The sequence below is a fragment of the Isoptericola dokdonensis DS-3 genome, from assembly GCF_001636295.1.
Classification (GTDB): Bacteria; Actinomycetota; Actinomycetes; order Actinomycetales; family Cellulomonadaceae; genus Isoptericola; species Isoptericola dokdonensis.
The window spans coordinates 412,956-437,323 of sequence record NZ_CP014209.1; the positions used below are offsets into that span (position 1 = coordinate 412,956).

23 protein-coding genes are annotated in these 24,368 nt (G+C 74.6%); 14 read left to right on the forward strand and 9 right to left on the reverse strand.

What is annotated here, in order from left to right:
• The first annotated feature begins 35 nt into the window (after window positions 1-35).
• Complete coding sequence (locus I598_RS01935; RefSeq protein ID WP_068200805.1) at window positions 36-980, forward strand: ROK family glucokinase; 945 nt, start codon at window positions 36-38, stop codon at window positions 978-980.
• A 22-nt stretch (window positions 981-1,002) separates the two neighbouring features.
• On the opposite strand, the gene I598_RS01940 is transcribed toward I598_RS01935, so the two are convergent.
• On the reverse strand, window positions 1,003-1,527 hold the full coding sequence (locus I598_RS01940; RefSeq protein WP_068200807.1) for a hypothetical protein: 525 nt from the start codon (window positions 1,525-1,527) through the stop codon (window positions 1,003-1,005).
• A gap of 54 nt (window positions 1,528-1,581) precedes the next feature.
• Between I598_RS01940 and I598_RS01945 the strand changes: the two genes are divergently transcribed.
• The 3 genes from I598_RS01945 (at window position 1,582) to I598_RS01955 (ending at window position 5,094) form a co-directional block, all read left to right on the forward strand.
• Window positions 1,582-2,349, forward strand: coding sequence for a lysophospholipid acyltransferase family protein (locus tag I598_RS01945; RefSeq protein ID WP_068204764.1), 768 nt, complete (start codon window positions 1,582-1,584; stop codon window positions 2,347-2,349).
• Window positions 2,350-2,490: 141 nt separating this feature from the next.
• Entirely contained in the window at window positions 2,491-3,717 is a 1,227-nt protein-coding gene (locus tag I598_RS01950; RefSeq protein ID WP_068200809.1) for a pyrophosphate--fructose-6-phosphate 1-phosphotransferase, read from the forward strand.
• Window positions 3,718-3,729: 12 nt separating this feature from the next.
• On the forward strand, window positions 3,730-5,094 hold the full coding sequence (locus tag I598_RS01955; protein ID WP_068200810.1) for a class II 3-deoxy-7-phosphoheptulonate synthase: 1,365 nt from the start codon (window positions 3,730-3,732) through the stop codon (window positions 5,092-5,094).
• Window positions 5,095-5,097: 3 nt separating this feature from the next.
• Here the strand turns inward: I598_RS01955 and pknB are convergent, their stop codons facing one another.
• Window positions 5,098-7,110 (reverse strand): Stk1 family PASTA domain-containing Ser/Thr kinase, encoded by a 2,013-nt coding sequence (pknB, locus tag I598_RS01960; RefSeq protein WP_068200812.1) that lies wholly within the window; start codon window positions 7,108-7,110, stop codon window positions 5,098-5,100.
• A 62-nt stretch (window positions 7,111-7,172) separates the two neighbouring features.
• On the opposite strand from pknB, the gene I598_RS01965 reads away from it, so the two are divergent.
• A complete protein-coding gene (locus I598_RS01965) occupies window positions 7,173-7,550 on the forward strand; it encodes an Rv2175c family DNA-binding protein (RefSeq protein WP_068200813.1) in 378 nt (125 codons plus the stop codon).
• A gap of 39 nt (window positions 7,551-7,589) precedes the next feature.
• On the opposite strand, the gene I598_RS01970 is transcribed toward I598_RS01965, so the two are convergent.
• Window positions 7,590-8,693 (reverse strand): polyprenyl synthetase family protein, encoded by a 1,104-nt coding sequence (locus I598_RS01970; RefSeq protein WP_068200815.1) that lies wholly within the window; start codon window positions 8,691-8,693, stop codon window positions 7,590-7,592.
• A gap of 65 nt (window positions 8,694-8,758) precedes the next feature.
• The gene (locus I598_RS01975) at window positions 8,759-9,283 is read right to left on the reverse strand and encodes a hypothetical protein (protein ID WP_157557136.1); all 525 of its coding nucleotides are present in this window, start codon (window positions 9,281-9,283) and stop codon (window positions 8,759-8,761) included.
• Window positions 9,284-9,381: 98 nt separating this feature from the next.
• On the opposite strand from I598_RS01975, the gene I598_RS01980 reads away from it, so the two are divergent.
• The 3 genes from I598_RS01980 to I598_RS01990 all read left to right on the forward strand — a co-directional run bounded on the left by I598_RS01980 (window position 9,382) and on the right by I598_RS01990 (window position 12,798).
• Entirely contained in the window at window positions 9,382-10,536 is a 1,155-nt protein-coding gene (locus I598_RS01980) for a DUF4192 domain-containing protein (protein ID WP_068200819.1), read from the forward strand.
• Between the two features lie 9 nt (window positions 10,537-10,545).
• Window positions 10,546-10,905, forward strand: a complete 360-nt coding sequence (locus tag I598_RS01985; RefSeq protein ID WP_068200821.1) for a universal stress protein — start codon at window positions 10,546-10,548, stop codon at window positions 10,903-10,905.
• 282 nt (window positions 10,906-11,187) lie between these two features.
• The gene (locus I598_RS01990; protein WP_068200823.1) at window positions 11,188-12,798 is read left to right on the forward strand and encodes an RNA polymerase sigma factor; all 1,611 of its coding nucleotides are present in this window, start codon (window positions 11,188-11,190) and stop codon (window positions 12,796-12,798) included.
• Window positions 12,799-12,888: 90 nt separating this feature from the next.
• On the opposite strand, the gene I598_RS01995 is transcribed toward I598_RS01990, so the two are convergent.
• Window positions 12,889-14,334, reverse strand: a complete 1,446-nt coding sequence (locus I598_RS01995) for an FAD-binding oxidoreductase (RefSeq protein ID WP_068200825.1) — start codon at window positions 14,332-14,334, stop codon at window positions 12,889-12,891.
• Window positions 14,335-14,446: 112 nt separating this feature from the next.
• Here I598_RS01995 and I598_RS02000 point away from each other — a divergent pair, with 112 nt between their 5' ends.
• On the forward strand, window positions 14,447-16,033 hold the full coding sequence (locus I598_RS02000) for a SpoIID/LytB domain-containing protein (protein ID WP_068200827.1): 1,587 nt from the start codon (window positions 14,447-14,449) through the stop codon (window positions 16,031-16,033).
• A 145-nt stretch (window positions 16,034-16,178) separates the two neighbouring features.
• Here I598_RS02000 and I598_RS02005 read toward each other — a convergent pair whose 3' ends face one another.
• Window positions 16,179-16,409 (reverse strand): DUF7455 domain-containing protein, encoded by a 231-nt coding sequence (locus tag I598_RS02005; protein ID WP_068200829.1) that lies wholly within the window; start codon window positions 16,407-16,409, stop codon window positions 16,179-16,181.
• A 132-nt stretch (window positions 16,410-16,541) separates the two neighbouring features.
• Here I598_RS02005 and I598_RS02010 point away from each other — a divergent pair, with 132 nt between their 5' ends.
• The 3 genes from I598_RS02010 (at window position 16,542) to I598_RS02020 (ending at window position 19,760) form a co-directional block, all read left to right on the forward strand.
• Complete coding sequence (locus tag I598_RS02010; RefSeq protein ID WP_068200831.1) at window positions 16,542-18,668, forward strand: DNA gyrase/topoisomerase IV subunit B; 2,127 nt, start codon at window positions 16,542-16,544, stop codon at window positions 18,666-18,668.
• A gap of 76 nt (window positions 18,669-18,744) precedes the next feature.
• Window positions 18,745-19,164 carry a DUF4430 domain-containing protein gene (locus I598_RS02015; protein ID WP_068200833.1) on the forward strand — a complete coding sequence of 140 codons (420 nt, stop codon included), beginning with the start codon at window positions 18,745-18,747 and terminating at the stop codon, window positions 19,162-19,164.
• On the forward strand, window positions 19,161-19,760 hold the full coding sequence (locus I598_RS02020) for a DUF6580 family putative transport protein (protein ID WP_068200835.1): 600 nt from the start codon (window positions 19,161-19,163) through the stop codon (window positions 19,758-19,760). The genes I598_RS02015 and I598_RS02020 overlap by 4 nt, the downstream gene beginning before the upstream one ends.
• 66 nt (window positions 19,761-19,826) lie before the next feature.
• Here I598_RS02020 and I598_RS02025 read toward each other — a convergent pair whose 3' ends face one another.
• Both I598_RS02025 and I598_RS02030 read right to left on the reverse strand, forming a co-directional pair.
• The gene (locus I598_RS02025; protein WP_068200837.1) at window positions 19,827-20,906 is read right to left on the reverse strand and encodes a Gfo/Idh/MocA family protein; all 1,080 of its coding nucleotides are present in this window, start codon (window positions 20,904-20,906) and stop codon (window positions 19,827-19,829) included.
• On the reverse strand, window positions 20,903-22,093 hold the full coding sequence (locus I598_RS02030; protein ID WP_232314229.1) for a Gfo/Idh/MocA family protein: 1,191 nt from the start codon (window positions 22,091-22,093) through the stop codon (window positions 20,903-20,905). Before I598_RS02030 ends, I598_RS02025 begins: the two co-directional genes overlap by 4 nt.
• A gap of 10 nt (window positions 22,094-22,103) precedes the next feature.
• Between I598_RS02030 and I598_RS02035 the strand changes: the two genes are divergently transcribed.
• A complete protein-coding gene (locus I598_RS02035) occupies window positions 22,104-23,141 on the forward strand; it encodes a LacI family DNA-binding transcriptional regulator (RefSeq protein WP_232314230.1) in 1,038 nt (345 codons plus the stop codon).
• Window positions 23,142-23,153: 12 nt separating this feature from the next.
• Here the strand turns inward: I598_RS02035 and I598_RS02040 are convergent, their stop codons facing one another.
• Entirely contained in the window at window positions 23,154-23,825 is a 672-nt protein-coding gene (locus I598_RS02040; protein ID WP_068200841.1) for a LysE family transporter, read from the reverse strand.
• 70 nt (window positions 23,826-23,895) lie between these two features.
• Between I598_RS02040 and I598_RS02045 the strand changes: the two genes are divergently transcribed.
• On the forward strand, window positions 23,896-24,321 hold the full coding sequence (locus tag I598_RS02045; RefSeq protein WP_068200843.1) for an Lrp/AsnC family transcriptional regulator: 426 nt from the start codon (window positions 23,896-23,898) through the stop codon (window positions 24,319-24,321).
• Window positions 24,322-24,368: the final 47 nt, after the last annotated feature.

Consider the following 24,368-nt stretch of genomic DNA (forward strand, 5'->3'; position numbering starts at 1 on the left):
GCCCGACGCCCCGAGAGCGATCGTGAGGTTGAGGCATGCACGCCATCGGAGTCGACATCGGCGGCACGAAGATCGCCGTCGGCGTCGTGGACGAGTCCGGTCGCATCCTGGCCAAGGTCCGTCGTGAGACCACGGCGGACGACGTCGCGAGCATCGACCGGGCCATCGCCGACGCGTGCAACGAGCTCACCCAGGAGCACCAGGTGGGGGCCATCGGGCTCGCCGCCGCGGGCTTCGTCTCGCCGGACCGCACGTCCGTCCAGTTCGCGCCCAACATCGCCTGGCGCGAGTACCCGTTGGCCGAACGTGTCGCGAAGCTCGTCGAGGTCGACGTCCCCGTCGTCGTCGAGAACGACGCCAACGCGGCCGGCTGGGCCGAGTTCCGCTTCGGCGCGGGCCGGGCGGCCACCGACATGATCATGCTGACCGTGGGCACGGGGCTGGGCGGCGCCGTCGTCGTCGACCGTGAGCTGGTGCGCGGCAAGTGGGGCGTCGCGGCGGAGGTCGGCCACATGCGGGTCGTGCCGGGCGGCCACTACTGCGGGTGCGGGCACGAGGGGTGCTGGGAGCAGTACGCCTCGGGCAGCGCGCTGGTGCGCGACGCCCGCCAGGCTGCCATCGCGCAGCCGGCACGCGCCCGACACCTGCTCGAGCTCGCCGGCGGCGACGCCGAGTCGATCGCCGGGCCCCACGTCACCGAGGCGGCCCAGGCGGGCGACCCGCTCGCCCTCGAGCTCCTCGCGACGCTCGGCCGCTGGATCGGCGAGGGCGCCGCGTCGGTGGCGGCCCTGCTGGATCCCGAGCTGTTCGTCATCGGCGGCGGCGTCGGCGCCGCCGGGGACCTCCTGCTGCTTCCCGTGCGCAAGGCCTACCAGGCGCAGCTCTCCGCCCTGGGCCACCGCCCGGAGGCCCAGATCGAGCTCGCCGAGCACGGCAACGAGGCGGGCATCGTCGGCGCGGCGGACCTGGCCCGCCGCTGACCCCCGGCCGCGGCGTGCGACGTCACACGACGGCGCCGGGGTCGGTGTCGTCGGGGTCGCGACGGTGGGGCATCCGCCACACCAGCACCCCGACGCCCGCCAGGAACAGCAGCCCGGCGGTGGGCGTCAGCCACCCGGGCAGCACGAGTCCCGGCGCGAACGCGCCGACGACCACGCGGAGCACCACGAGCAGCGGGACGGCCACCACGACCGTCCACGCGAGCGTCGTCAGCGGCTCCCGGTCGGTGATCGGCCCGGGGTCCGGCGGGACGAAGTGCGACTCCTCGGCCTCGAGGGCCTCGGCCCCGGGGGTCGTGGGCCAGTCGCGCGGTCCGGCGGCCACGGTGGCGGGCGGGGCCGCGTCGGTGCTCGGGTCGGGTGCCGGCGGGTCCTCCGCCTCGGTGCCGGTGTCGGCGTCCGCGGCGGGCCCGGCGTCGCGCCGGGGGTCCTCCAGGTCGCCGAGACGTGCGACGATGTCGGACCAGCGGGCGTCGACGTCCGCGTCCGGCAGGTCGTCCGGGTCCGCGCCGCGGTCGATGGGGGCCATGGGACCACTCTATTGTCGTGGACGTCGCGAGGAGGACGGTTGTTCTACTGGGTCATGAGGCACGTGCTGGCCGGGCCGCTGCTGCGCCTGGTGTTCCGGCCGTGGACCAAGGGGCTGGAGAACGTGCCCGCCGAGGGCGGGGCGATCCTGGCCAGCAACCACCTGGCCGTCATCGACTCGTTCGTGCTGCCGATCGTGCTGGACCGCCAGGTGAAGTTCCTCGGCAAGTCCGACTACTTCACGGGCCGGGGCCTGCGCGGCCGCCTCGTCGCGGGGTTCATGCGCGGGGTGGGGACGATCCCCGTCGACCGGTCGGGCGGCAAGGCCAGCGAGGCCGCGCTCCACACGGGGCTGCGGGTCCTCGCCGAGGGCGACCTGTTCGGCATCTACCCGGAGGGCACGCGCAGCCCGGACGGGCGGCTCTACCGTGGCAAGACGGGGGTGGCGCGGCTCGCCCTGGAGTCGGGCGCCCCGGTGGTCCCGGTGGCGATGATCGGCACCGACGTCGCGCAGCCGCTCGGCCGGGCGATCCCGAAGCCGATGCCGATCGGCGTGGTCCTGGGCGAGCCGCTCGACTTCAGCCGCTACCGCGGCATGGAGAACGACCGGTTCGTGCTGCGTGCCGTCGCGGACGAGATCATCTACGCGATCCGCCGCCTCAGCGAGCAGGAGTACGTCGACGTGTACGCGGCGACCATGAAGGCGCGGATCGCGGCCGGGAACGCCGCGAAGGAGACGGCCGCCGGCACGGCCCCGGGTACCGCCGGCGCGCAGGACGCTCCGGACGCCCCGGGGGAGCAGGGCACCACGCCGTCCGCCTGATCCCCTCCCGGCACGGGCAGGCCGCGCCGTCGCGGACGGCGACCCGCCCGGTGGCCGCGCGGTGGACGGCGGCGCCGGCGCCCGCCCGGTGAACCTAGGATGGGAGGGCTGTTCGTCCCCCACCGAGAGGTAGTACCCGTCATGTCGGTTCGTCGTGTGGCACTCCTGACCGCCGGCGGCTTCGCGCCCTGCCTGTCCTCCGCCGTCGGCGGCCTCATCGAGCGGTACACGGAGCTCGACCCGTCGATCGAGATCATCGCGTACCAGTACGGCTACCACGGCCTGCTCACCGGCACGAAGATCGTCATCGACGCCGAGGGCCGCGCGCAGGCCGGCATCCTGCACCGCTTCGGTGGCTCGCCGATCGGCAACTCGCGCGTCAAGCTGACGAACGCCGCCGACTGCGTCAAGCGAGGTCTCGTGGCCGAGGGCCAGGACCCGCTGCACGTGGCCGCCGAGCAGCTCAAGGCCGACGGCGTCGACGTCCTGCACACCATCGGCGGCGACGACACCAACACCACCGCCGCCGACCTGGCCGCGTTCCTGCACGAGAACGGCTACGAGCTGACCGTCGTGGGCCTGCCCAAGACGATCGACAACGACGTCGTGCCGATCCGTCAGTCGCTGGGCGCCTGGACCGCGGCCGAGGAGGCCGCCGGGTTCGCGGCGAACGTCATCGGCGAGCACCGCTCGGGCCCGCGCATGCTCATCGTGCACGAGGTCATGGGCCGGCACTGCGGCTGGCTCACCGCCGCCGCGGCCAAGGAGTACCGCAAGTGGCTCGACGCGCAGGAGTGGGCGCCCGCCCTGGGCCTGACGCGCGAGCGCTGGGACGTGCACGCGGTGTTCCTGCCGGAGCTGGCGCTCGACATCGACGCCGAGGCGGAGCGCCTCAAGGCCGTCATGGACGACCAGGGCAACGTCAACATCTTCCTGTCGGAGGGTGCGGGCATGCACGAGATCGTCGCGCAGCTCGAGGCGGCGGGCGAGGAGGTCCAGCGCGACCCGTTCGGTCACGTCAAGCTCGACACGATCAACCCGGGCCAGTGGTTCGCGCAGCAGTTCGCGGAGAAGCTGGGCGCCGAGAAGGTCATGGTCCAGAAGTCCGGCTACTACTCGCGCGCCGCCGCCGCGAACGCCGAGGACCTGCGTCTCATCAAGTCGATGACGGATCTCGCGGTCGACTGCGCCCTGCGCGGCGAGCCGGGCGTCATCGGCCACGACGAGGAGGACGGCGACCGGCTCAAGGCGATCGCGTTCCCACGCATCGCCGGCGGCAAGGCGTTCGACGTGCACACCGAGTGGTTCGGCGAGCTCCTGGCCGGCATCGGTCAGCCGCTCGTCCCCGCCGCGCCGGTCGCGCACTGAGGGCCGGGCACCATGAGCAGCGCCGTCGACGCCGTCGCACCGGGCACGGACCCGGACGGGCTGGACCGGTTCCGCGACCTCGTCGCGCTCCAGCAGCCGACCTGGCCGGACGCGGACGCCCTCGCGGCGGTCGCCGCCCGGCTGTCGGTCGCGGCGCCGCTCGTGGTGCCCGCCGAGGCGGACACCCTCACCGAACGCCTCGCCGCGGCCGGCCGCGGCGAGGCGTTCCTCCTGCAGGGCGGTGACTGCGCCGAGACGTTCGCGGACGCGAACGCCACGCGCATCCGCAACAAGGTCCGCACGATCCTGCAGATGGCGGTCGTCCTCACGCACGGCGCGAGCACGCCCGTGGTGAAGATGGGCCGGTTGGCCGGGCAGTACGCGAAGCCCCGGTCGTCGGACCTCGAGACACGCGACGGCGTGACACTGCCGTGCTACCGGGGCGACATGGTCAACGGCCACGCGTTCACCCCGGAGTCGCGCATCCCCGACCCGCAGCGGCTGGAGCAGGCGTACCGGATCTCCGCGGCGACCGCCAACGTGGTGCGCGCGTTCACCCGGGGCGGGTACGCCGACCTGCGTCGCGTGCACGAGTGGAACCGCGGGTTCATGCAGAACCCGTCGTACGCGCGCTACGAGCGCACCGCCACGGAGATCGACCGGGCGATCCGGTTCATGGACGCGTGCGGCGCGGACTTCGACGCGCTGCGCACCGTCGAGTTCTTCCTCAGCCACGAGGCGCTGATCCTCGACTACGAGCGAGCGCTGACGCGCGTCGACCCGCGGACCGGCCGTCACTACGACACGAGCGCGCACTTCCTGTGGATCGGCGAGCGCACCCGGCACCTCGACGGCGCGCACGTCGAGTTCCTGTCGCGGGTGGCCAACCCGATCGGCGTCAAGCTCGGCCCGACGACGACCGCGGACGACGCGCTCGCCCTCGCGCATCGGCTGAACCCCGACAACACGCCCGGTCGGCTGACGTTCATCACCCGTATGGGCGCCTCGAAGGTGCGCGACGTCCTGCCCGAGGTGGTCGCGAAGGTCACGGCCGCGGGGGTGTCCGTCACGTGGGTGACGGACCCGATGCACGGCAACACGATCACGTCCGACAGCGGCTTCAAGACACGACGGTTCACCGACGTGCTCGACGAGGTCACCGGGTTCTTCGAGGTGCACCGCGACCTCGGCACGGTGCCGGGCGGCCTGCACATGGAGCTGACGGGCGACGACGTCACCGAGGTGCTCGGGGGCAGCGAGGAGATCTCGGACGAGGGGCTCGCGCTGCGCTACGAGACGCTGGTGGACCCGCGGCTGAACCACCAGCAGTCCCTGGAGACGGCCTTCCAGGTGGCCGAGATGCTCACGCGGCGGTGATCGTCACCAGACCGTGAGGGTCACGGTGCTCCCCTCGGGGGCCTTGCCGGTCTGGTCCTGGAACCGCACCGTGTCGAGCAGGCCGCCGAGGTAGCGGTTCACGTCAACCTCGAACCCCGCGTCCGCGAGGGCGTCGGAGGCCTCCTGCTCGGACATCCCGACGACGTCGGGCACCTTCACCTCGCGCGGCCCCGCGGACAGGGTGAGCGTGACGGTGTCGGTGCGCCGGGCGTCGCTGCCCTGCTCGGGGTCCTGCGCCAGGACGTGGCCCTCGGCGACCTCCGTGGAGTGCTCCGGGTCGGCGTGGTCGACGCGCAGCCCGGCGGCGGCGAGGTCCTGCTCGGCGTCCTGCGCCGACCGGCCGACCACCTGGGGCACCTGCACCGGCGCGGGACCCTGGGAGACGGTGAGGCGCACCTCGGTGTCGTGCGGCTCGCGCGCCCCCTCCTCGACGGACACCTCGAGCACCTCGCCCTCGGGCGCCTCGTCGTCGTACGCTCCGCCGGAGGGGCCGACCGTGAAACCGGCGTCCTCCAGGGCGGCCTCGGCGTCGCGCTGCGCGGACCCGACCAGACCGGTCGGGACGGTGAGCATCTCGACCCCCAGGGAGACCACGAGGGTGACGGCGCCGTCGCGACGCACGGGCTCGCCGGCACCGGGTTCGGTGCTCACGACGTCACCCTCGGCGACCTCGTCGTCGAACGCCTCCGTGGTGCGGCCTGCCAGGCCGGCGGCGTCGAGGGCCGCCTGCGCGTCCTCGGCCTCCGCGCCGACGAGGCCGGCGGGCACGTCGGTCCACGCCCCGGGCCCGTCGGCGAACCACCACCAGCCGCCGACGCCGCCTCCGGCGAGGAGCACCGCCACGCACAGCCAGGCGACCGCGGCGCGTCGGCGTCGGCGGGGACGGCGCACCGGGACGTCGTGGGGCATCGCCGTGGTCGGTGCGGTGACGACGTGCTCGGTGACGTGCCCGGTCGGGACCACGTCGGCGAAGAACGCCGCGGGGATCTCATCGACGTCGTCCGCGGAGCCGGCGCCGACCGCGGGTCCCGGCGGCGACGTGGTGGCGTCGTCGGCGGCGGCCTCGTCCACCGGTGAGAGCGCCGAGCCTGCGGTCGTCGTGCCCGGCACGACCGGGTCGGCGGTGCGGTCGAGGACGTCGTCGGGCAGACCGGTCCGCAGCGCGCGCAGCGCGGCCAGCGCCACCCCGGCGTGGGCGGGCCGGCGAGCCGGGTCGCGGGCGGTGAACGACGCGAGCAGGGCGTCGACCTCCGCCGGCAGCCACGGCACCCGCTCCGACGGTGGCGGCAGGTCCTCGTGGACGTGCCGGAAGGCGACCTGCACCGGCGTCTCGCCGGGGTAGGGGAGCGCTCCGGTGAGCATCTCGTGCAGCAGCACACCGACGGCGTAGACGTCGGTCGCCGGGGTGCACCCGCCCGAGGTGATCACCTCGGGCGCGAGATAGGCGACGGTCCCGAGGATCGTCCCGGTGGCGGTGGACGTCACCTCGGTGACGGCCCGCGCCAGCCCGAAGTCCGCGACCTTGACGCGGTCCTCGTCGTCGACGAGCACGTTCTCCGGCTTGACGTCGCGGTGCACGAGCCCGACCCGGTGGGCGGCGGCGAGCGCGGCCAGCACCTGCGCGGCGACGTCCAGCGCCCGGTCGGCGCGCAGCGGGCCCTCGCGCAGCTCGGCACGCAGGTTGTGGCCCGGGACGTACTCCATCGTCAGGTAGCTCGTGTCGCCGTCGACGCCCTGGTCGAACACCGCGACGACCCCGGGGTGCGACAGCCGCGCCGACGCCCTCGCCTCGCGCCGGAACCGGGAGACGAAGCTCGCGCCGTCCACGCCCTCGGCGAGGTGCGGGTGCATGATCTTCACCGCGACCTCGCGGCCGAGGCGGCGGTCCCGGGCCCGGTAGACCGTGGCCATGCCACCGCGGGCCACGCGCGCGACGATCTCGTACCGCCCGTCGACCAGGCGGCCGAGCTGAGGATCAGTCGTCGTGGTGGCCACGGGGCGAGTCTATTTCGCCGACCCGGCGCCGGCCCGCAGGCCGGGCCGACTAGGCTGGCGGGGTGAACGACACGAACGAGCCCACCCTGGACGACCTCGTCGGCGACTGGTCGACCCTGCCGGACGTCGCGGAGGCCCTGGACCTCGAGATCCGCCGCGTGCGCGGTCTCGTCGCCGACCGCCACCTCGTGGGTGTCAAGCGGGGCGAGCGCACCACGTTCCAGGTCCCGACCGCCTTCCTCGTCACCACCGACGAGGGCACCCGGGTGCTGGAGACGCTGCGCGGCACCGCGACCGTCCTGCAGGACGCCGGGTTCGACGACGCGGAGGCGCTGCGCTGGCTCTTCACCGAGCAGGAGTCGCTCGGCACCACCCCGATCGCCGCGATGCGCGCAGGGCGCCGCGCCGAGGTGCGCCGCCTCGCCCAGGCGCTCGCCTGAGCGTCGCGCACCGCGTCCCGCGGCGAGACACCCCGCGGGTCAGGAGCGGCGGTCCACCGCCGCGCGGGCCAGCGCCACCAGCACCGTGCGTCCCTCGGTGGTGAGCTCGGCCGCCGACAGGGCGTCGAGGGCCTCGGCGGTGAGCTCCTCGACGAGCCGCTCGACCCCGTCCAGGGCCCCCGAGCCGACGACGAGGGCGCGCAGCGCGGCGACGTCCTCGGCCGTGAGGTCGGGATCGCCGAGGCGTGCGGTGAGCTCTGCGCGGTCGGCGTCGCCGCTGCCGGCCAGCGTGCGGGCCACGAGCACGGTGTGCTTGCCCTCGCGCAGGTCGTCGCCCGCAGGCTTGCCGGTGACGGCGGGGTCGCCGAACACGCCCAGGACGTCGTCGCGGAGCTGGAACGCCTCGCCGAGCGGCAGGCCGACGGCGCCCATCGCCTTGACGGCGTCGTCACCGGCCCCGGCGAGGACCGCGCCCAGCACCAGCGGCCGCTCCACCGAGTAGCGGGCGGACTTGGCCCGCAGCACGGTGCGGGCCCGCGCCTCGTCCGTGGCGGGGTCGGTGCCCCAGGGCTCGGCCTGGACCAGCACGTCGAGGTACTGGCCGACGACGACCTCGCTCGTCATCGCGTCGAACAGCTCGCGGGCCCGGCGCGCGACCTCCGGCGGCAGGGCGTCCAGCGCGGCCGCCGACTCGCGGTGCGCGGCGACGAGGCACAGGTCGCCCAGCAGGATCGCCGCGGCGACCCCGAAGCGGCCGGCGTCGCCGGACCACCCGCGCTCGACGTGCCGGGCCTCGAAGACGCGGTGCGCGGTGGGCAGGCCCCGGCGCGTGTCGGAGGCGTCCATGACGTCGTCGTGCAGCAGCGCGGCCGCCTGGAACAGCTCCAGCGCCGCGCCCATGCGCACGACCGCGTCCCGCTGCGGGCCGGACGCCGCCCCGCCGTGCGCCCGGAACGACCAGTAGCAGAACGCGGCGCGCAGCCGCTTGCCGCCCGCCAGGAGCGCGCCGACCTGCTCGGTCAGGGCCGTGGTGCCGGGCCCCGTGGTGGCGACCTCGGCGGCGAGGCGGTCCAGGTGGGCGGCGAGGGCGGCGTCGACGTCGTGACGGAGGTTCTCCTGGTCGACCAGGGGAGCGGCAGGCATGCCGACAGCCTAGGTGCTGGGCACGAGGCGGAGCACGCCGCCACGTCCGTCCGGATCTTGACCGGTCAGCCCTCCGCCGGCGCCACCGTGCCCGAGACCGTGACGAGACGACGCTCCCCGTCGTCCAGGACCCCGACGTGCACGGACTCGACGACCGGGGTCTTCTTCCTCCCGGTGGTCCGGGTGAACACGGCCTGTGCGGCCAGCTCCGAGGTGCCCACCTCCTCGGCCCGGGCGAAGCCGGCGGTCTCGAGCCGCTGCGCGTACTGGCGGACGACCTTGCGGGCGCCGAGCGACGTGGCCAGGTTGAGCGAGACGTCGACGAGCCCGTCCCGGGGCGCGGCCGAGCTCGCCAGGACCGTGGCGTCCTCCGGGCCGGCGAGCAGGTCCACCGGGAAGCCGGGTGCGTAGTCGCCGACCGTGCTGGCGACGTCGAACGTCGGCAGGGCGGTCGGGCCGGCCGACGTGACCGGGGCGGGGGCGCCGGCCTGCGGCGGAGGAGCGGCAGGCTGGCAGCCGACGAGCGCCGGCGTCAGGACGACGAGCACGGCGGCCGCGAGCGCCGGCGAGCGAGGTCGGGACGGGGGCACGCGACCACCGTAGCGTCCCGCCGTCCACAGGTCCGCGCCCTGCACAGATGTGGCGGAGCCGGTGCCGACGAGGGTGTCGACCACGTTGGGATCGGCTCATGACTTCGCTCCCTGACACCGCGGAACCGCCCCTGACGCTGCGCTCGCCGCAGGACCTCCTCGCAGCCGTCCCGTACCAGCTCGGGTTCCGCCCGGCCGAGTCCGTCGTCCTGGCCTGCGTGGCCGGGCGCCGCCTCGTCCTGGTCGCCCGGGTCGGGCTGGACGACCTCGGCACGCCCTCCGCCCACGACGGCCTGGCCGGGCTGCGGCGCGCCGTGCGGCACGCCGACCCCGACTGGTGCGCCCTGATCGTGTACACCGACCACGATCCCGCCGACGTCGAGGACCGGGCCGAGCTGGTGCGCGACGTCCTCGACCCCGCCACCCGGGTCGAGGAGTGGCACGTGTCCTCGACGAGGTTCCGCGGGCTCGGGTGCACCGACGCGGGCTGCTGCCCGCGCGACGGGCACCCCGTCGAGGCCCTGGACTCCGGCGTCGTGGGCGCGGCGCAGGTCCTCGCCGGACGGACGGTCGCCGCGTCGGCGCGCGCCGCCTTCGAGATCCGCCCCGCCGACCGCGCCGTCCGCGACCTCGCGGCCCGGGCCGCCCGGCGCAGCGAGCATGCCGGCCGGACCGACGACACGCGCACGACGTGGCGACGCGAGGCGTTGGCGACCTGGCGTCAGGCGCTGCGGTGCGTCCCGCCCGCACCCGACGGGGACGGGGCGGACGCCGTCGGCCCCGCGCTGGCGGGCCGGGTCGCCGCGGCGCTCGCGGACCGGCAGGTGCGCGACGCGGCGCTGCTCACCCTGGTGCCGGGGCACGACGCGTCGGCCCGGTCGACCCTGGAGTGCGCCGACCCCGTCGGGGTGGAGGAGGCGACCGCCCGCGCCATGGCGGCCGTCACCGACCCCGCGGTCGCGGTCCGGCCCGACGCCGCGACGGCAGCCCGGGCCCGGGCGGTGCTGGAGCGGACGGTGGCGTGCGCGCCGCGGCGGCTCCAGGCGGCTCCGCTGACGCTCCTGGCGTTCCTGGCGTGGTGGGAGGGCGACGGCGCGCGGGCGTCCCACCGGGTCGCGGACGCGCTGGACCGTGACCCCGGATACCGGTTGGCCCGGCTGGTCGAGGGCGTCGTCGGGACGGGCCTGCCGCCGGGGTGGGTGCGCCGCCGCGGGGCCGCACCGGCGCAGCCCCCGGACCGGCAGGTCGGGTAGCGTGCCACCATGGCGATCGTCGTGGGACATCTCAGCACCGCCGAGGGCTCCGAAGCGCTGGGGGCCGCCGTCGCGGAGGCCCGTCGGCGCGGGACGGAGCTCGTCCTGGTCACGGGCTCGCCGGACGGCGCCTCATCGGAGCTCGACGCCCTGGCCGAGCGGCTGGCCGGCGCCGGTGTGGCCCACCGGGTCGTGCCCGGCACCGGTGACCTCGCGGACGATCTCGTCCGCACCGCGGCGGAGTCCGGTGCGGAGCTCATCGTCATCGGTCTGCGGCGTCGCAGCCCCGTCGGCAAGCTCATCCTGGGGTCGGGCGCGCAGCGGATCCTGCTCGACGCGCCGTGCCCCGTCCTGGCGGTCAAGCCCTGAGACGGTCGCGCCACGCCGATCACCACGGCGTCACCACGACGTGCCGCCGGTGCGGGCGTGCCCGGAATAGCGGGCAGAGGTGGGGCGTTGTGCCTGCTGTCCATCGCGCACCGCGACGACTGCGTCCGGGATCACGGCGTCGTCGCCGCCCCTCCTGAGGCTGCACCCCGGTGCCGCCGGTACAATATAGGTGTCCGCCCGAGCCGGAGAGTGACCGAGAGATCAGGTCCCCGGCCCCGACGGTGGTTCACCGTCCCCCCTCGATTGCCGAAAGGTCGGTTTGTGGCGTCCACTGCGCAGAACCCCCCGCTGCCCCGAGAGTTCGAACATGCGGCCCTCCAGGAGCTCCTGGCTCGCGGCGCCGCCGCAGGTCGCGTCGACGCCGAGAGTTTCCGCTCCGCCTGCGAGGCCGCGGCGGTCGGCGACCCGAAGCGCCTGAAGGCGGTGCTGCGGGCGTTCGCGACGGCCGGCGTGGAGATCGGGCTGCCGACGGCCACCAAGGTCGCCGCGGCGACGTCCGGCGGGGCCACCAAGACCCAGGCCCGGGCGAAGGCCCCCACCGCGAAGGCCGCCACCACGCGCGCCGCGGGCTCGACCGACGCGTCGGAGCCGGCGGAGGAGGGGGACGAGGCCGCCGCCGCGTCCGCCGCCCCGAAGAAGGCCGCGACACGCGCCCCGGCGAAGAAGGCCCCGGCCAAGAAGGCCGCCGGCACCACGACCCGTTCGAAGGCGGCCGCGAAGGCTGCGCCGGTGGCGGACGAGGAGCCGCAGGACGAGGACCTCGAGGTCGACGCGGACGACACCGGGTCGGACGAGCCCGACGGCGACCAGACGACCGGGGGCACCAAGACCTCGGCGCGCGTCGCCCGCGAGAAGCGCGAGGAGGACCGTGGCGGGTTCGTCGTGTCCGACTCGGACGACGACGACCAGCCCGCCCAGCAGGTCGTGACGGCCGGCGCCACCGCCGACCCCGTCAAGGACTACCTCAAGCAGATCGGCAAGGTCGCCCTGCTCAACGCCGAGCAGGAGGTCGACCTCGCCAAGCGCATCGAGGCCGGTCTGTTCGCCGAGGAGCGCCTCGCGCAGGACTACAAGGACTTCGACCGGTCCAAGGCCAGCGCGGACGAGCGTCGTGACTGGCGCGACCTGCAGTGGATCGCCCACGACGGCAAGCGGGCGAAGAACCACCTGCTCGAGGCGAACCTGCGACTCGTCGTGTCCCTGGCCAAGCGGTACACCGGCCGCGGCATGCTGTTCCTGGACCTCATCCAGGAGGGCAACCTCGGTCTGATCCGTGCGGTCGAGAAGTTCGACTACACCAAGGGCTACAAGTTCTCGACGTACGCCACCTGGTGGATCCGGCAGGCGATCACCCGCGCGATGGCCGACCAGGCCCGCACCATCCGCATCCCGGTGCACATGGTCGAGGTCATCAACAAGCTGGCCCGCGTGCAGCGCCAGATGCTCCAGGACCTGGGCCGCGAGCCCACCCCGGAGGAGCTCGCCAAGGAGCTGGACATGACGCCCGAGAAGGTCGTCGAGGTCCAGAAGTACGGCCGCGAGCCGATCTCGCTGCACACGCCGCTCGGTGAGGACGGCGACAGCGAGTTCGGTGACCTCATCGAGGACTCCGAGGCCGTCGTGCCGTCCGACGCGGTGTCGTTCACGCTGCTCCAGGAGCAGCTGCACCAGGTGCTGGACACCCTGTCCGAGCGTGAGGCCGGCGTGGTCTCGATGCGCTTCGGTCTGCAGGACGGCCAGCCCAAGACGCTCGACGAGATCGGCAAGGTCTACGGGGTGACGCGCGAGCGCATCCGGCAGATCGAGTCCAAGACGATGTCGAAGCTGCGCCACCCGTCGCGCTCGCAGGTCCTGCGCGACTACCTCGACTGACCCGCGCCTCGCGCGCGCAGGTCGCCACGAGAGCCCCGCACCGGAGGAACGGTGCGGGGCTCTCGTGCGTGCGGGTCGCGGGGGGCCTCGTCAGCCGACGCGGTCCGAGACGACGGCCCAGCGGGACGTCGGGTCGAGCACGCCGTGCGGGTCGAGCCGGCGACGCAGCGTGACGAGCCGGTCATAGGCGGCCGGGCCGAACGCCGTGCGGACCTGACGGGCGGAGGCGGCGTCCCGCGGCCCGGCGAAGTTCAGCAGGGATCCGCCCGTGCTCCACGGGGCCAGGGCGTCGACGACGCGCTGCAGGTGCTCGGCGGCGTCCGGCGGACCGGCGGGCCAGCCGAGAGCCCCCACGAACAGCGTGTACGCCGCGTCCCGGCCGGCCACGGCGCTCGGCACCGCGGGCGGGCGCGCGACCGCGCCGCCGAGCAGCCGGAGCTCGGCCAGGACGACGGGGGAGTCCGCGGGCGTCGCGGCGAGGAACGCGTCGACGGCCTCCGCCGGCAGCTCGCGCAGGGCGACGCCACGGTCGAGCAGCGGCATCGGGTCCTCGGGGTCCGCGTGCACGGCCCCCAGGGCGGAGTACGGCAGGTCGCCCACCGTGTCGAGGACGGGCGCCGCGGTCGTGCGCAGCGCGTCGACCAGCGGGTCGGGCGCGTCGAGGTCGCCGTGCCGGACGTAGCGGACCGCGACGACCGCCCGGCCGCGCAGCGGCGCCGGCAGGTCGGGCAGCGGCGGCAGGTTGAGCCGCACCACCGACGTGGACACGGCGTCGGGCAGGTCCGTGACGAGCTCGCGCCAGCGGTGCACCACGGCGGGGGCGTCGCCGACGTCGAACCACAGCGCCCCGGCCCGTACGACGGCGGCGGGGATCAGGTCGAAGGTCATCGCGGTGACGACGCCGTACGCGCCGCCGGCGCCGCGCAGCGCCCAGAACAGGTCGGTGTGCCGGGTCGGGGTGGCCGTCACGAGGTCCCCGGACGGGGTGACCACGTCGATCGACCGGACGTGGTCCGCGGCGAAGCCGAAGGTGCGGGCCGACGGGCCGAGCCCGCCGCCGAGCGTGTAACCGACGACGCCGACCTGCGGGGACGAGCCGCACAGCCCGCCGAGCCCGTGGGGCGCGGCGGCGTCGAGCACCGCCTGCCAGCGGACACCGGCTCCGACGGTGGCCGTACGGCTCAGCGGGTCGACCTCCAGCCGGGCGAGGCCCGAGGTGTCGAGCAGGACGTCGGCGGGGCCGGTGGCCGCGGCGCTGTGGCCGGTCGAGCGGACGCCCACGCCCAGTCCGTGCGCCACCGCGGCACGGACCGTCAGGGCGACGTCACCCGGGGTGGCGGCCCGGACGACGAACGCGGGACGGTGGTCGAGCGCGAGGTTGTAGCCGGGCAGGGCCTCCTCGTAGCCGTCGTCGTCGGGCCGCAGGACGGTGCCGCTGATCGTGCGGGCGAGCGCGGCGGCCGCGTCGGTGGCGGCGGCGAGATGCTCCGACGTGGGGACGTCGAGCGCGGTCGTGGGACCGGTGGTACGGGACATCGGTGCTCCCTCGGTTCGATGGTGCCGCCAGGAGGGAGGGCACGCCGGGCGCTCCGTGACATCGGTGCCGGCGGAGGTACCGCGACCTGCGGTGATGTGGCAGTGTGTCCGCGTGATCCTCGCCACGGTCAACGGTCGTCAGCGGTCGGCTGTTCCTCTGCTCGCCGCCCTCGTCGCGGGCGTCCTCGCACTGTCCCTCCTCGGGGCGCCGCCGGCGCAGGCGGCGACGTGGCGCCTCCAGGAGTCCGGCGGCGGGACGATCACGGCCTCGTCGTCGAAGACGCTGAAGGTCCGCTACCTCAAGGGCGGCAAGCCGGTGCGTGGCGCCAAGGTCACCCTGCAGCGCAAGAAGGGCTCGTCGTGGGTGAAGGTGCGCACCGTGCGCACCGGCAAGAAGGGCGGCGCCTCGGTCAAGGTCTCGCCGTCCGCCACGACCACCTACCGGTTCCGCACCGGCAAGGCGCGCAGCGGCACGGAGAAGATCCGGGTCGTCCCGGCCCGGTTCGCGATCACCGGGTCCGGGTCCGGGCACGGGGTCGGGCTGTCCCAGTGGGGGGCCTACCAGCAGTCACGCCAGGGCCGCACGGCCGCGCAGATCCTCGCGTACTACTACCCGGGCACGTCCGTGTCGGAGGCGAACGACCCGCGCACCACCCTGGACGTGCAGGTGCTCGGCCCTCCCGCGGACCGGCGGACCTCCACGGCCCTGGCCGTCGGGTCGGGGGCGTGGCGGCTGAAGGACGCGCAGGGCAAGGTCGTCGCGTCGGGCGGGTCGGCGCGGCAGGTCAGCGTCCGGACGACGTCGACCGGCGTGGCCGCCACGGTCACCGAGGGCGGCCGGAAGAAGGCCTCGGTGGGCTCGCGGTCGCGGCTGACCTTCGAGTGGACCGGCACCCGCCTCCACTCCCCGGCCGGGACGAGGGCCGTGGCACGGGTCTCCGGGGCGCAGGGCACCTACCGGCACGGCTCCCTGGAGGTGACGAAGCGTTCCGGGCGCGTGAACGTCGTCAACCGGGTCGTCATCAACACCGAGTACCTCTACGGGATCGACGAGATGCCGTCCGGGTGGGGGGCGAGCAGCAACCGCGGCGCCGCCGCGCTCCAGGCCCAGGCCGTCGTGGCCCGCAACTACGCGATCGTCGAGAAGGTCCGCGGCCTCAAGCCCGCGTGCGGCTGCCACGTCTACGACGACACCCGCTCGCAGCACTACGTCGGCTGGCGCAAGCAGGGCGGGAGCTGGGGCGGTGCCTGGGTGGCCGCCGTCGACGCGACCGTCCACGACGGCACCGTGACCGTGCTGCGGGACGCCGCCGGCGGGTTCGCCGAGACGCCGTACTTCGCGTCCACGGGTGCGGCGGGCGGCCGGCGGGGCACCGCGACGAACGCCGAGGCCTTCGGCACCAAGGCACTGCCGTACCTGCGGCACGTCCCGGACGGCTACGCGGCGAAGGCCCCCGGCAACCCGTACCTGCGCTGGACCGACTCGATCACCCAGGCGAAGGCCCGCTCGATCTTCGGGCTGTCGGCGGTGCGGTCGGTCGCGGTGACCTCCCGCTGGTCCGGCGGGCAGGTCCGGACGCTGACGGCGACCTCCGCCACCGGCAAGAAGGTCTCGCGCACGCGGTCGGCGGAGGGCTGGCGCACCACCCTCGGCCTGACCGGGGGCTGGGTGTCGTCGTTCGCGGGTCGCTCGCGCTGACGGTCGCGGTCCCGCGTCGCCGGGGTGCCACGGCCGTCGCGGGGTGCCGCCGCCCGGGCGGCCGCCGGCCCGGACGCACGCGAGCCCCGCACCTCGGGAGGTGCGGGGCTCGCGGGACGGCGGGCGGCGCGCAGGCCGCGCCGTGTCAGTCGGACTCGGGTCGGGCGGAGCCGTGCTGGCTGTGCAGCCGGTCGGTCTCGTCCTGGACGTGGAGGGCGACGCTCCGGTAGGCGTCGGCGTGGGCACGAGCGTGGTGGCCGCAGAAGAGGAGCTCTCCGACGGGAAGCACCACGCGGACGTAGGCCTGCGCCCCGCAGCGGTCGCAGCGGTCTGCGGCGGTCAGCGGCTCGGTCGTGGGTTCGGTCGTCGTGGTCACACCTCCATCAAACCATCCGGGCCCCGGATTGTTCCCCTCGACGGCCCCTGGTTCGCTCCGGGCGATCAGCCGCGCGCCCACCAGCGGAGCGCCTGCGCGGTGGTGTCGGCCGCCTCGACTACCCTCGAGCGCGTGACAGCCACGTCTGAGTCCGGGTACACCGCACGCCACCTGTCCGTCCTCGAGGGGCTCGAGGCGGTGCGCAAGCGCCCCGGCATGTACATCGGGTCGACCGACTCCCGTGGCCTCATGCACTGCCTGTGGGAGATCATCGACAACTCGGTCGACGAGGCCCTCGGCGGGCACGCGACGGACATCAGGGTGGTGCTGCACGCCGACTCCTCGGTGACCGTCGAGGACGACGGCCGCGGCATCCCCGTCGACGCCGAGCCCAAGACGGGCCTGTCGGGCGTCGAGGTCGTGTTCACCAAGCTGCACGCGGGCGGCAAGTTCGGCGGCGGCTCGTACACGGCGTCGGGCGGCCTGCACGGCGTCGGCGCGTCGGTCGTCAACGCCCTGTCGTCACGCCTCGACGTCGAGGTCGACCGGTCCGGCAAGACGTACCGGATGACGTTCCACCGGGGCGAGCCGGGCACGTTCGCCGACCCGGCGTCCGGGCCCACCCCGGACACGGGGTTCACCCCCTTCGTGGACCACAGCGAGCTGACGGTCGTCGGCAAGGTGGCCCGCGGCCGCACCGGCACGCGCGTGCGGTACTGGGCGGACCGGCAGATCTTCCCGAAGTCGGCCGTCTTCGCCTACGACGAGCTCGTCACCCGTGCCCGCCAGACGACGTTCCTCGTGCCGGGGCTGCGCATCACGGTGCGCGACGAGCGCGGGGTGCCCGGCACCCCGGGGGAGTCCGGTCCGCACGAGGAGGTCTTCCAGCACGACGGCGGCGCGGTCGATTTCGTGGAGTTCCTCGCCCCGGACACGCCGGTGACCTCGACCTGGCGGCTCCAGGGCTCGGGCCGATTCACCGAGACCGTGCCCGTGCTGGACGCCAAGGGCCACATGTCCCCGCAGGACGTCGAGCGGGAGTGCGAGGTCGACGTGGCGCTGCGCTGGGGCGCCGGCTACGAGACCGAGCTGCGCACCTTCGTCAACATCATCGCCACCCCCAAGGGAGGGTCGCACCGCACCGGGTTCGAGCAGGGGCTGCTCAAGATCGTCCGCAAGCAGGTGGAGGCCAACGCCCGCCGGCTCAAGGTGTCCGCGAAGGACTCCGCCGAACGGATCGAGAAGGACGACGTGCTGGCGGGGCTCACCGCCGTCGTCACGGTGCGCCTCGCCGAGCCGCAGTTCGAGGGCCAGACGAAGGAGGTGCTGGGCACCGCCCCGGTGCGCGCGATCGTGGCGCGGGTGGTGGAGTCCGAGCTCGGGGCCCTGCTGACCTCGACCAAGCGGGACGAGAAGGCCCAGTCGGCGCTGCTGCTGGAGAAGGTCGTCGCCGAGATGCGGGCGCGGGTCACCGCGCGCAAGCAGAAGGAGATCTCCCGCCGCAAGAACGCGCTGGAGTCGTCGTCGCTGCCGGCGAAGCTCGCGGACTGCCGCAGCGACGACGTGACCCGTTCCGAGCTGTTCATCGTCGAGGGCGACTCGGCGCTCGGCACCGCGAAGCTGGCGCGGTCCAGCGACTTCCAGGCGCTGCTGCCGATCCGCGGCAAGATCCTCAACGTCCAGAAGGCGTCGATCAGCGACATGCTGCGCAACGTGGAGTGCGCGGCGATCATCCAGGTGCTCGGCGCGGGCTCGGGCCGGTCGTTCGAGCTGGAGGCGGCCCGCTACGGCAAGGTCGTGCTGATGACGGACGCCGACGTCGACGGCGCGCACATCCGCACCCTGCTGCTCACGCTGTTCTACCGGTACATGCGACCCATGCTGGAGGAGGGTCGCGTGTATGCGGCCGTGCCGCCGCTGCACCGTATCGAGGTGCTGGGCTCGGGCCGGCGCAAGAACGAGTACGTCTACACGTACTCCGAGGCGGAGCTGAACGCGACGCTGAAGAAGCTCGACCGGGCCGGACGCCGCTACAAGGACGACATCCAGCGGTACAAGGGCCTGGGCGAGATGGACGCCGACCAGCTCGCGGAGACCACGATGGACCCGCGCCACCGCACCCTGCGTCGCGTGACGGTCGAGGGCGCGGAGGCCGCCGAGCGGGTCTTCGAGCTGCTCATGGGCTCCGACGTCGCGCCCCGCAAGGAGTTCATCGTCGCGGGCGCGGGTGCGCTGGACCGTTCCCAGATCGACGCCTGACGGGCACGCCGGGCGACCTGTCCGGATCGCGGCCACCGGCGCGCCGCACGCCGTGGTCCGGATAGGGTGGACGACCGTGACGATCTCCACGCGCCCGTACCCCGCCCGCCTCCTGGCCGCCGCCACCGCGGGCCTGCTCTCCGTCGGTCTCCTGGCCGGCTGCTCGTCCGACGACGCGGCGACCCCGGCGGCGAGCGGCTCGCCCGCAGTGAGCGCCGAGGCGACCGAGGCGGCGCAGGAGGTCACCGAGCTCTCCTACGCGGGCGAGACCGGCAGCACGGCGCTCGACCTGCTGCTCGTCCACGACCCCGACGCCGAGGTGTCCGGCGAGGGCGAGATGGCCTACGTGACCGGGATCAAGGGCCGCACGGCCGAGGACGGCCAGGAGTTCTGGGCGCTCTACGTCGACGGCGAGATGGCTCAGGTCGGCGCCGGCGCCCTCGAGACCGAGGACGGGCAGCAGATCCAGTGGAAGCTCGAGAAGATCGAGTCGTGAGCACCTCGACCACTCCCGACCTGACCCCGGCCGACCTGCGGGAGCGCTGGTGGCGCCCCGCCGTCGCCGTGCTCCTCGTCGTGGCCGCCGTCGTGTGGCGGATCGTCAAGGACGACCTCGGCGCCCCGCCGAACCTGGAGCTCTCCACAGCGGCCGCGTTCGCGGCAGCCGCCCTGCTGCGGCACCGCGCCGCGATGCTGGCCCCTCTGGTCGTCGTCATGGTCAGCGACGTCGTGCTGTCGAACTCGGCGATCCTCGTGTTCACGTGGACGGCCTGGGCCGTGATCGGCGTCGCCTCCTGGTGGACCCGCCGCGCCGCCGGGGGAGCGCGGTTCGTCGTCGCCCTCGGGTTCGGCGTCGGCAGCACGCTGTGGTTCTACCTCTGGACGAACCTCGGCGTCTGGCTGCAGGGCCGTGGCACGTTCTACCCGGCGGGTCTCGACGGCCTCGCCGCGAGCTACGTCGCAGGCCTGCCGTTCCTGCGGCCCATGCTGCTCGGCAACCTCGTCCTGCTGCCCGTCGCGGCCGGCGTCGTGGCGCTCGTCGAACGGCTGGAGCGCGCACACTCCCTCGGGACGGCGTCCGGCCGGGCCTGACACCTGGCGAGAAGCGGCGGCGTGCTCCGCACCGGGGCGCGCCGCCGCCGTCCGGTACCAGGAGTGTCAGCGCTGCGGGGTGAGCTCGCGGGCCCGGGCCTGCGCGACCACGCTCAGCTCCGCGGCCTTGAACGCGTGCTCCTGCGTCATCGCGGTCTCGGTGCGCTCCAGGCAGTCGAGGATCAGCCGCCCGAAGTAGGGGAACCCGACCTGGCCGTTCGCCCTGAGGTGGTGCTCGCCGTCGCCGTCGACGAGGAAGACGTGCCCGCCGCCTTCGCCCGTGGCGACGTCCACGTACTTGCGCAGCTCGACGTACCCGTCGGTGCCGAGGATGATCGTGCGGCCGTCACCCCACGTGCTCAGACCGTCCGGCGTGAACCAGTCGACCCGGCAGTAGCCGGTGGCGCCGTTGTCCATGACGATGCCGGCCTCGCCGAAGTCGTCCAGCCCCGGGTGCCGGGGGTGGTGGTAGTTCGCGATCGCGGAGTGGCTGACCTCGGCGTCCCGGGCCCCCGCGTAGTGCAGCATCTGGTCGAAGTTGTGGCTGCCGATGTCGCACAGGATCCCGCCGTACCGCTCCTTGTCGAAGAACCAGTCCGGGCGGCCGGTGCCCAGCCGGTGCGGGCCGAGCCCGATGACCTGCAGCACCCGCCCGATCGCACCGCGCTCCACGAGCTGCTCGGCCAGCACCGCGGCCTCCACGTGGATCCGCTCGGAGTAGTAGACCGCGTACTTGCGTCCCGTGCGGGCGGTCGCCTTCCGGGCCGCGGCGAGCTGGTCGAGGGTCGTCAGCGGCGCCTTGTCCGTGAAGTAGTCCTTGCCCGCCTCCATGACCCGCAGCCCGAGCGCGCACCGCTCGGAGGTCACCGCGGCCGCGGCCACCAGCCGGACCTCCGGGTCGTCGAGGATCTCCGCCTCGCTGCGCGCCACCCGCACGTCCGGGAACCTCCGGCGCATCGCCTCGACCTTCGCCGGGTCCGGGTCGTGCACCCACCGGAGCGTCCCGCCCGCGCCCGCGAGGCCCTCGCACATCCCGTACACGTGCCCGTGGTCGAGGTGCGTCGCCGCGAACACGAACTCGCCCGGCGCCACGACGGGCGCCGGCACCGGGTCCGGCGCGTACAGCGCGCCGCTCGCCCCGCTCACGAGCGCACCCCGACCGCGATCTCGCCCGGCAGGGAGTCCACTGACGCGGACTTGGCGAAGAAGTGCGGCGCCCGCCCCACCAGCGTCCCCCGCCGGTAGTACGGGTCGTCCGGAGCCAACGGCAGGTCCACCGTGCGGCGCTCGATCCCCGCCGCGTAGATCGCGGTGACGATCTCGACGGCACGGCGGCCGTCCGCACCGTCGACCGCGGGACGGCGGCGCTCGCGGACGGCGTCGAGCACGTCGTCGATCTGCCCGGCATGGCCGGTGTGAGCCAGCGGGACGTGCGCGGCGGCGACCGCCTCGATCGCGGCCTCCCGCTCGGCGTCGCGGTCGCGGGCGGGGAACCCGTTGGGGTCGGCGAGGTCGGCGGTGACCTTCCACGGCTGGGACACCCGTGCGTGGCGGCCCTGGACGACGATCGCCTGCTCCTCGCCGTGGTGCACGACCGAGGCGGTGACCTCGGCGAGCGCCCGGTCGTACTGCAGCACGGACACCGACAGGTCCTCGACCTCGGCGTTCTCGTGGGCCGCGTTGGTGAGCACCGACGTCACGGCCCGGGGTGCGCCGAGCAGCCAGAGCGTGAGGTCGAGGTGGTGGATCGCGTGGTTGAGCGTGCAGCCGCCGCCCTCGGACTCCCACGTGCCGCGCCACCACAGGTCGTAGTAGGCGGTGCCGCGCCACCACGACGAGCTCACCTGTGCGTGCGAGACGGGACCGGCCAGCCCCGAGTCGAGCACCTCCTTGAGGGTCGCGGTGTCGTCGCGGAACCGGTTCTGCGCGACGACGGACAGCACCCGGCCGTGCTCCTCGGCCGCGGCGATCATCGCGTCGCACTCCTGCAGCGACGGCGCCATCGGCTTCTCGACGAGGACGTCGACCCCGGCCTCCAGGGCGGTGATCGTCAGGCCGGCGTGCGTGGACGGGGGAGTGGCGACGCTGACGAGGTCGAGTCGCTCGGCGGCGAGCATCGCGCCGGCGTCGGTGTACACGCGGGCACCGTCGAGGCCGAGCTCGGCGCGCAGCGCCTCGGCGCGGCCGGGGGCGGGGTCGCAGAGGGCGACCACCTCGCACCGCTCGGCGAAGCGCCGGTACCCCTCGACGTGGGCACGGGCGATCCCGCCGGTGCCGATGATCCCGATGGCGAGCATGCGTGTGTCCTCCTGGACGTCGTCGTCGTGTGACATGATACGTATCATGCCGAATCCGCCGACGAGCCGCGACGTCGCCCGCCTCGCCGGCGTGTCCCAGGCCACCGTGTCGTACGCGCTCACCGGGCGCGGCACGATCTCGGCGGCGACCAGGGCGCGCGTGCTCCAGGTCGCCGAGTCCGTCGGCTACCGGCCCAACCTCGCCGCCCGCTCCATGCGCACCCGGCGCACCGGCCGTCTCGCCGTCGTCTCCGGACCGACGCTCGACCACCAGCTCCGTGTGCTGGCCGGGGCCGGTGAGGTCGCGACCGCCGCCGGGTACGCCGTGGAGACGCGCACCGTCGACGGCGACGTCGAGGAGCGCACCGCGCGCGTGCGCGAGCTCGCCGCCGCGGGCCAGCACGAGGGTGTCCTCACCCTCGTGCCCGTGCTGGCGGACGTGCTCACCGACCTCGGTGCGGCGGTCGCGGACCGCGCGGGGGAGTCGGTCGTGGTGGCCGAGGCGACCTTCGACGAGCACATGCGCTCCGCCGGCGACCTCGCCGACGCGGGACCCGTCGCGGTGTTCGTCGAGACGCTGCTCGCGGCCGGTCACCGCCGGTTCCTGCACGTCGCCGGCCCCGACCAGTACGTCTCCGCCCGTGCCCGCCGCGACGCCTACCTCGCCGCGATCGACCGGGCCGCGGCCGACCCCGCGACGGCCGACGTCGTCTCGCTCGGCGTCGTCGGTGGCACGTGGTCGCCCGAGGACGCCCGCCTCGCCGTGCAGGCCCTGCCCGACGACGCCCCGCCGCTGGCCGTCGTCGCCGCCAACGACCTGCTCGCCGCCGGGGTGCTGCGCGGGGCCGCCGAACGTGGCTGGTCCGCGCCCGGGGACGTCGTCGTCACCGGCTGGGACGCGGCCGCGATGGGCGCCTATCTCACGCCGTCGCTGACCACCGTCGACGTCGACTTCACCGAGGCTGGTCGGCGAGCGATGCGCCGGCTCGTGGCCGCCGTCCGGGGAGAGCCGGCGCCGCGGCAGGACGCGGCCGTGCAGCGCATCGTGTGGCGCGAGTCCACCGGGCCCCTGACCGTCGCCTGACCCTCGCGACCCTCAGGTGAGCGCGCGGGCCACCATCGCGAGGCCGAGCAGGCCGACGATCGCGTGGCCCACCAGCGTCGTCACCCGCCGCGTGCGGGGGGTGGCGCGACCTCGGACGGTCGCGCCGACGGCCACGAGCACGAGCTGCCAGGACATGGAGGCCACGCCCACCCCGGTGACGTACGCCGCCGCCGTGGCGGGCGACGCCGTGGGCGCGACGGCGACGGCGAGCGCCGCGAAGTAGACGAGCGTCGCGGGGTTGGCCGCGGTCAGCCCGACGAACAGCGCGAAGCGTCCCCACCCGGAGGAGAGCGGCGGTGCGTCGGCGTCGACCGTGCCGTCGCCGGAGCGGCCGTCGCCGGAGCGACCGGGGACGGGCGCGGTCCGCCGTGGCGCCGTCGCCCGGACCCACCCCACGACGGCGATGCCGACGAGAGCGCACCCGCCCACGACGGCGGGCCACGGGTCGTGGTCCGCGACCACCGACGCGGCCGCGGCACCGGCCGACAGGGCCACGGCGCAGTACGTGACGTCCACCGCGCCGACGGCCACCGCGGCGGGCCAGCCGCGAGCGAGGCCGCGGGTCATGCCCTCGGCGAGCAGCAGTGCCGCGACCGCGCCGAGCGGCAGGGCGACGCCCCACCCCGCGAGGAGCCCGCCGCCGAGTGCCGTGACGATGTCCATGGGGCGAAGCCTTCACCCGGGACACCGGGCCGGCGGAGAGATCCGCTGCCCGGCGCTCTAGGATCGCCGTGTGGACACGATCGACGACGAGATCCTCGGCATCCTGCAGGAGGAGGCGCGGATCTCCTTCAGCGACCTCGGACGCCGGGTGGGCCTCAGCGCCAACGCGGCGACCGCGCGTGTGCGCCGCCTGGAGCGTGACGGCGTCATCGTCGCCTACCGCGCGGTCCTCGCGGGCGACGAACCGTCCACGGGCCCACGGCCCGGGCTGGAGGGCTTCGTCGACGTCCGGCTGCGCGAGGAGACCGACTCCGACGCCTTCCTGGCCTGGGCACGCCGGGAGCCGCTCATCGAGGACGCGGCACACGTCACCGGGCCGTACGACTACCTCCTGCGGGTGCGTGTACGGGACACCGCGGAGCTCGACCGGCTCCTGCGGCGACTCAAGAGCGGCGCGGGCGTCGCCCAGACCCAGACCCGCCTCGCCCTGCGCTGAGTCCTGTCCGCTTCGTCGCGGCAGGGCGGCAGTGTCTAGCATGTCCG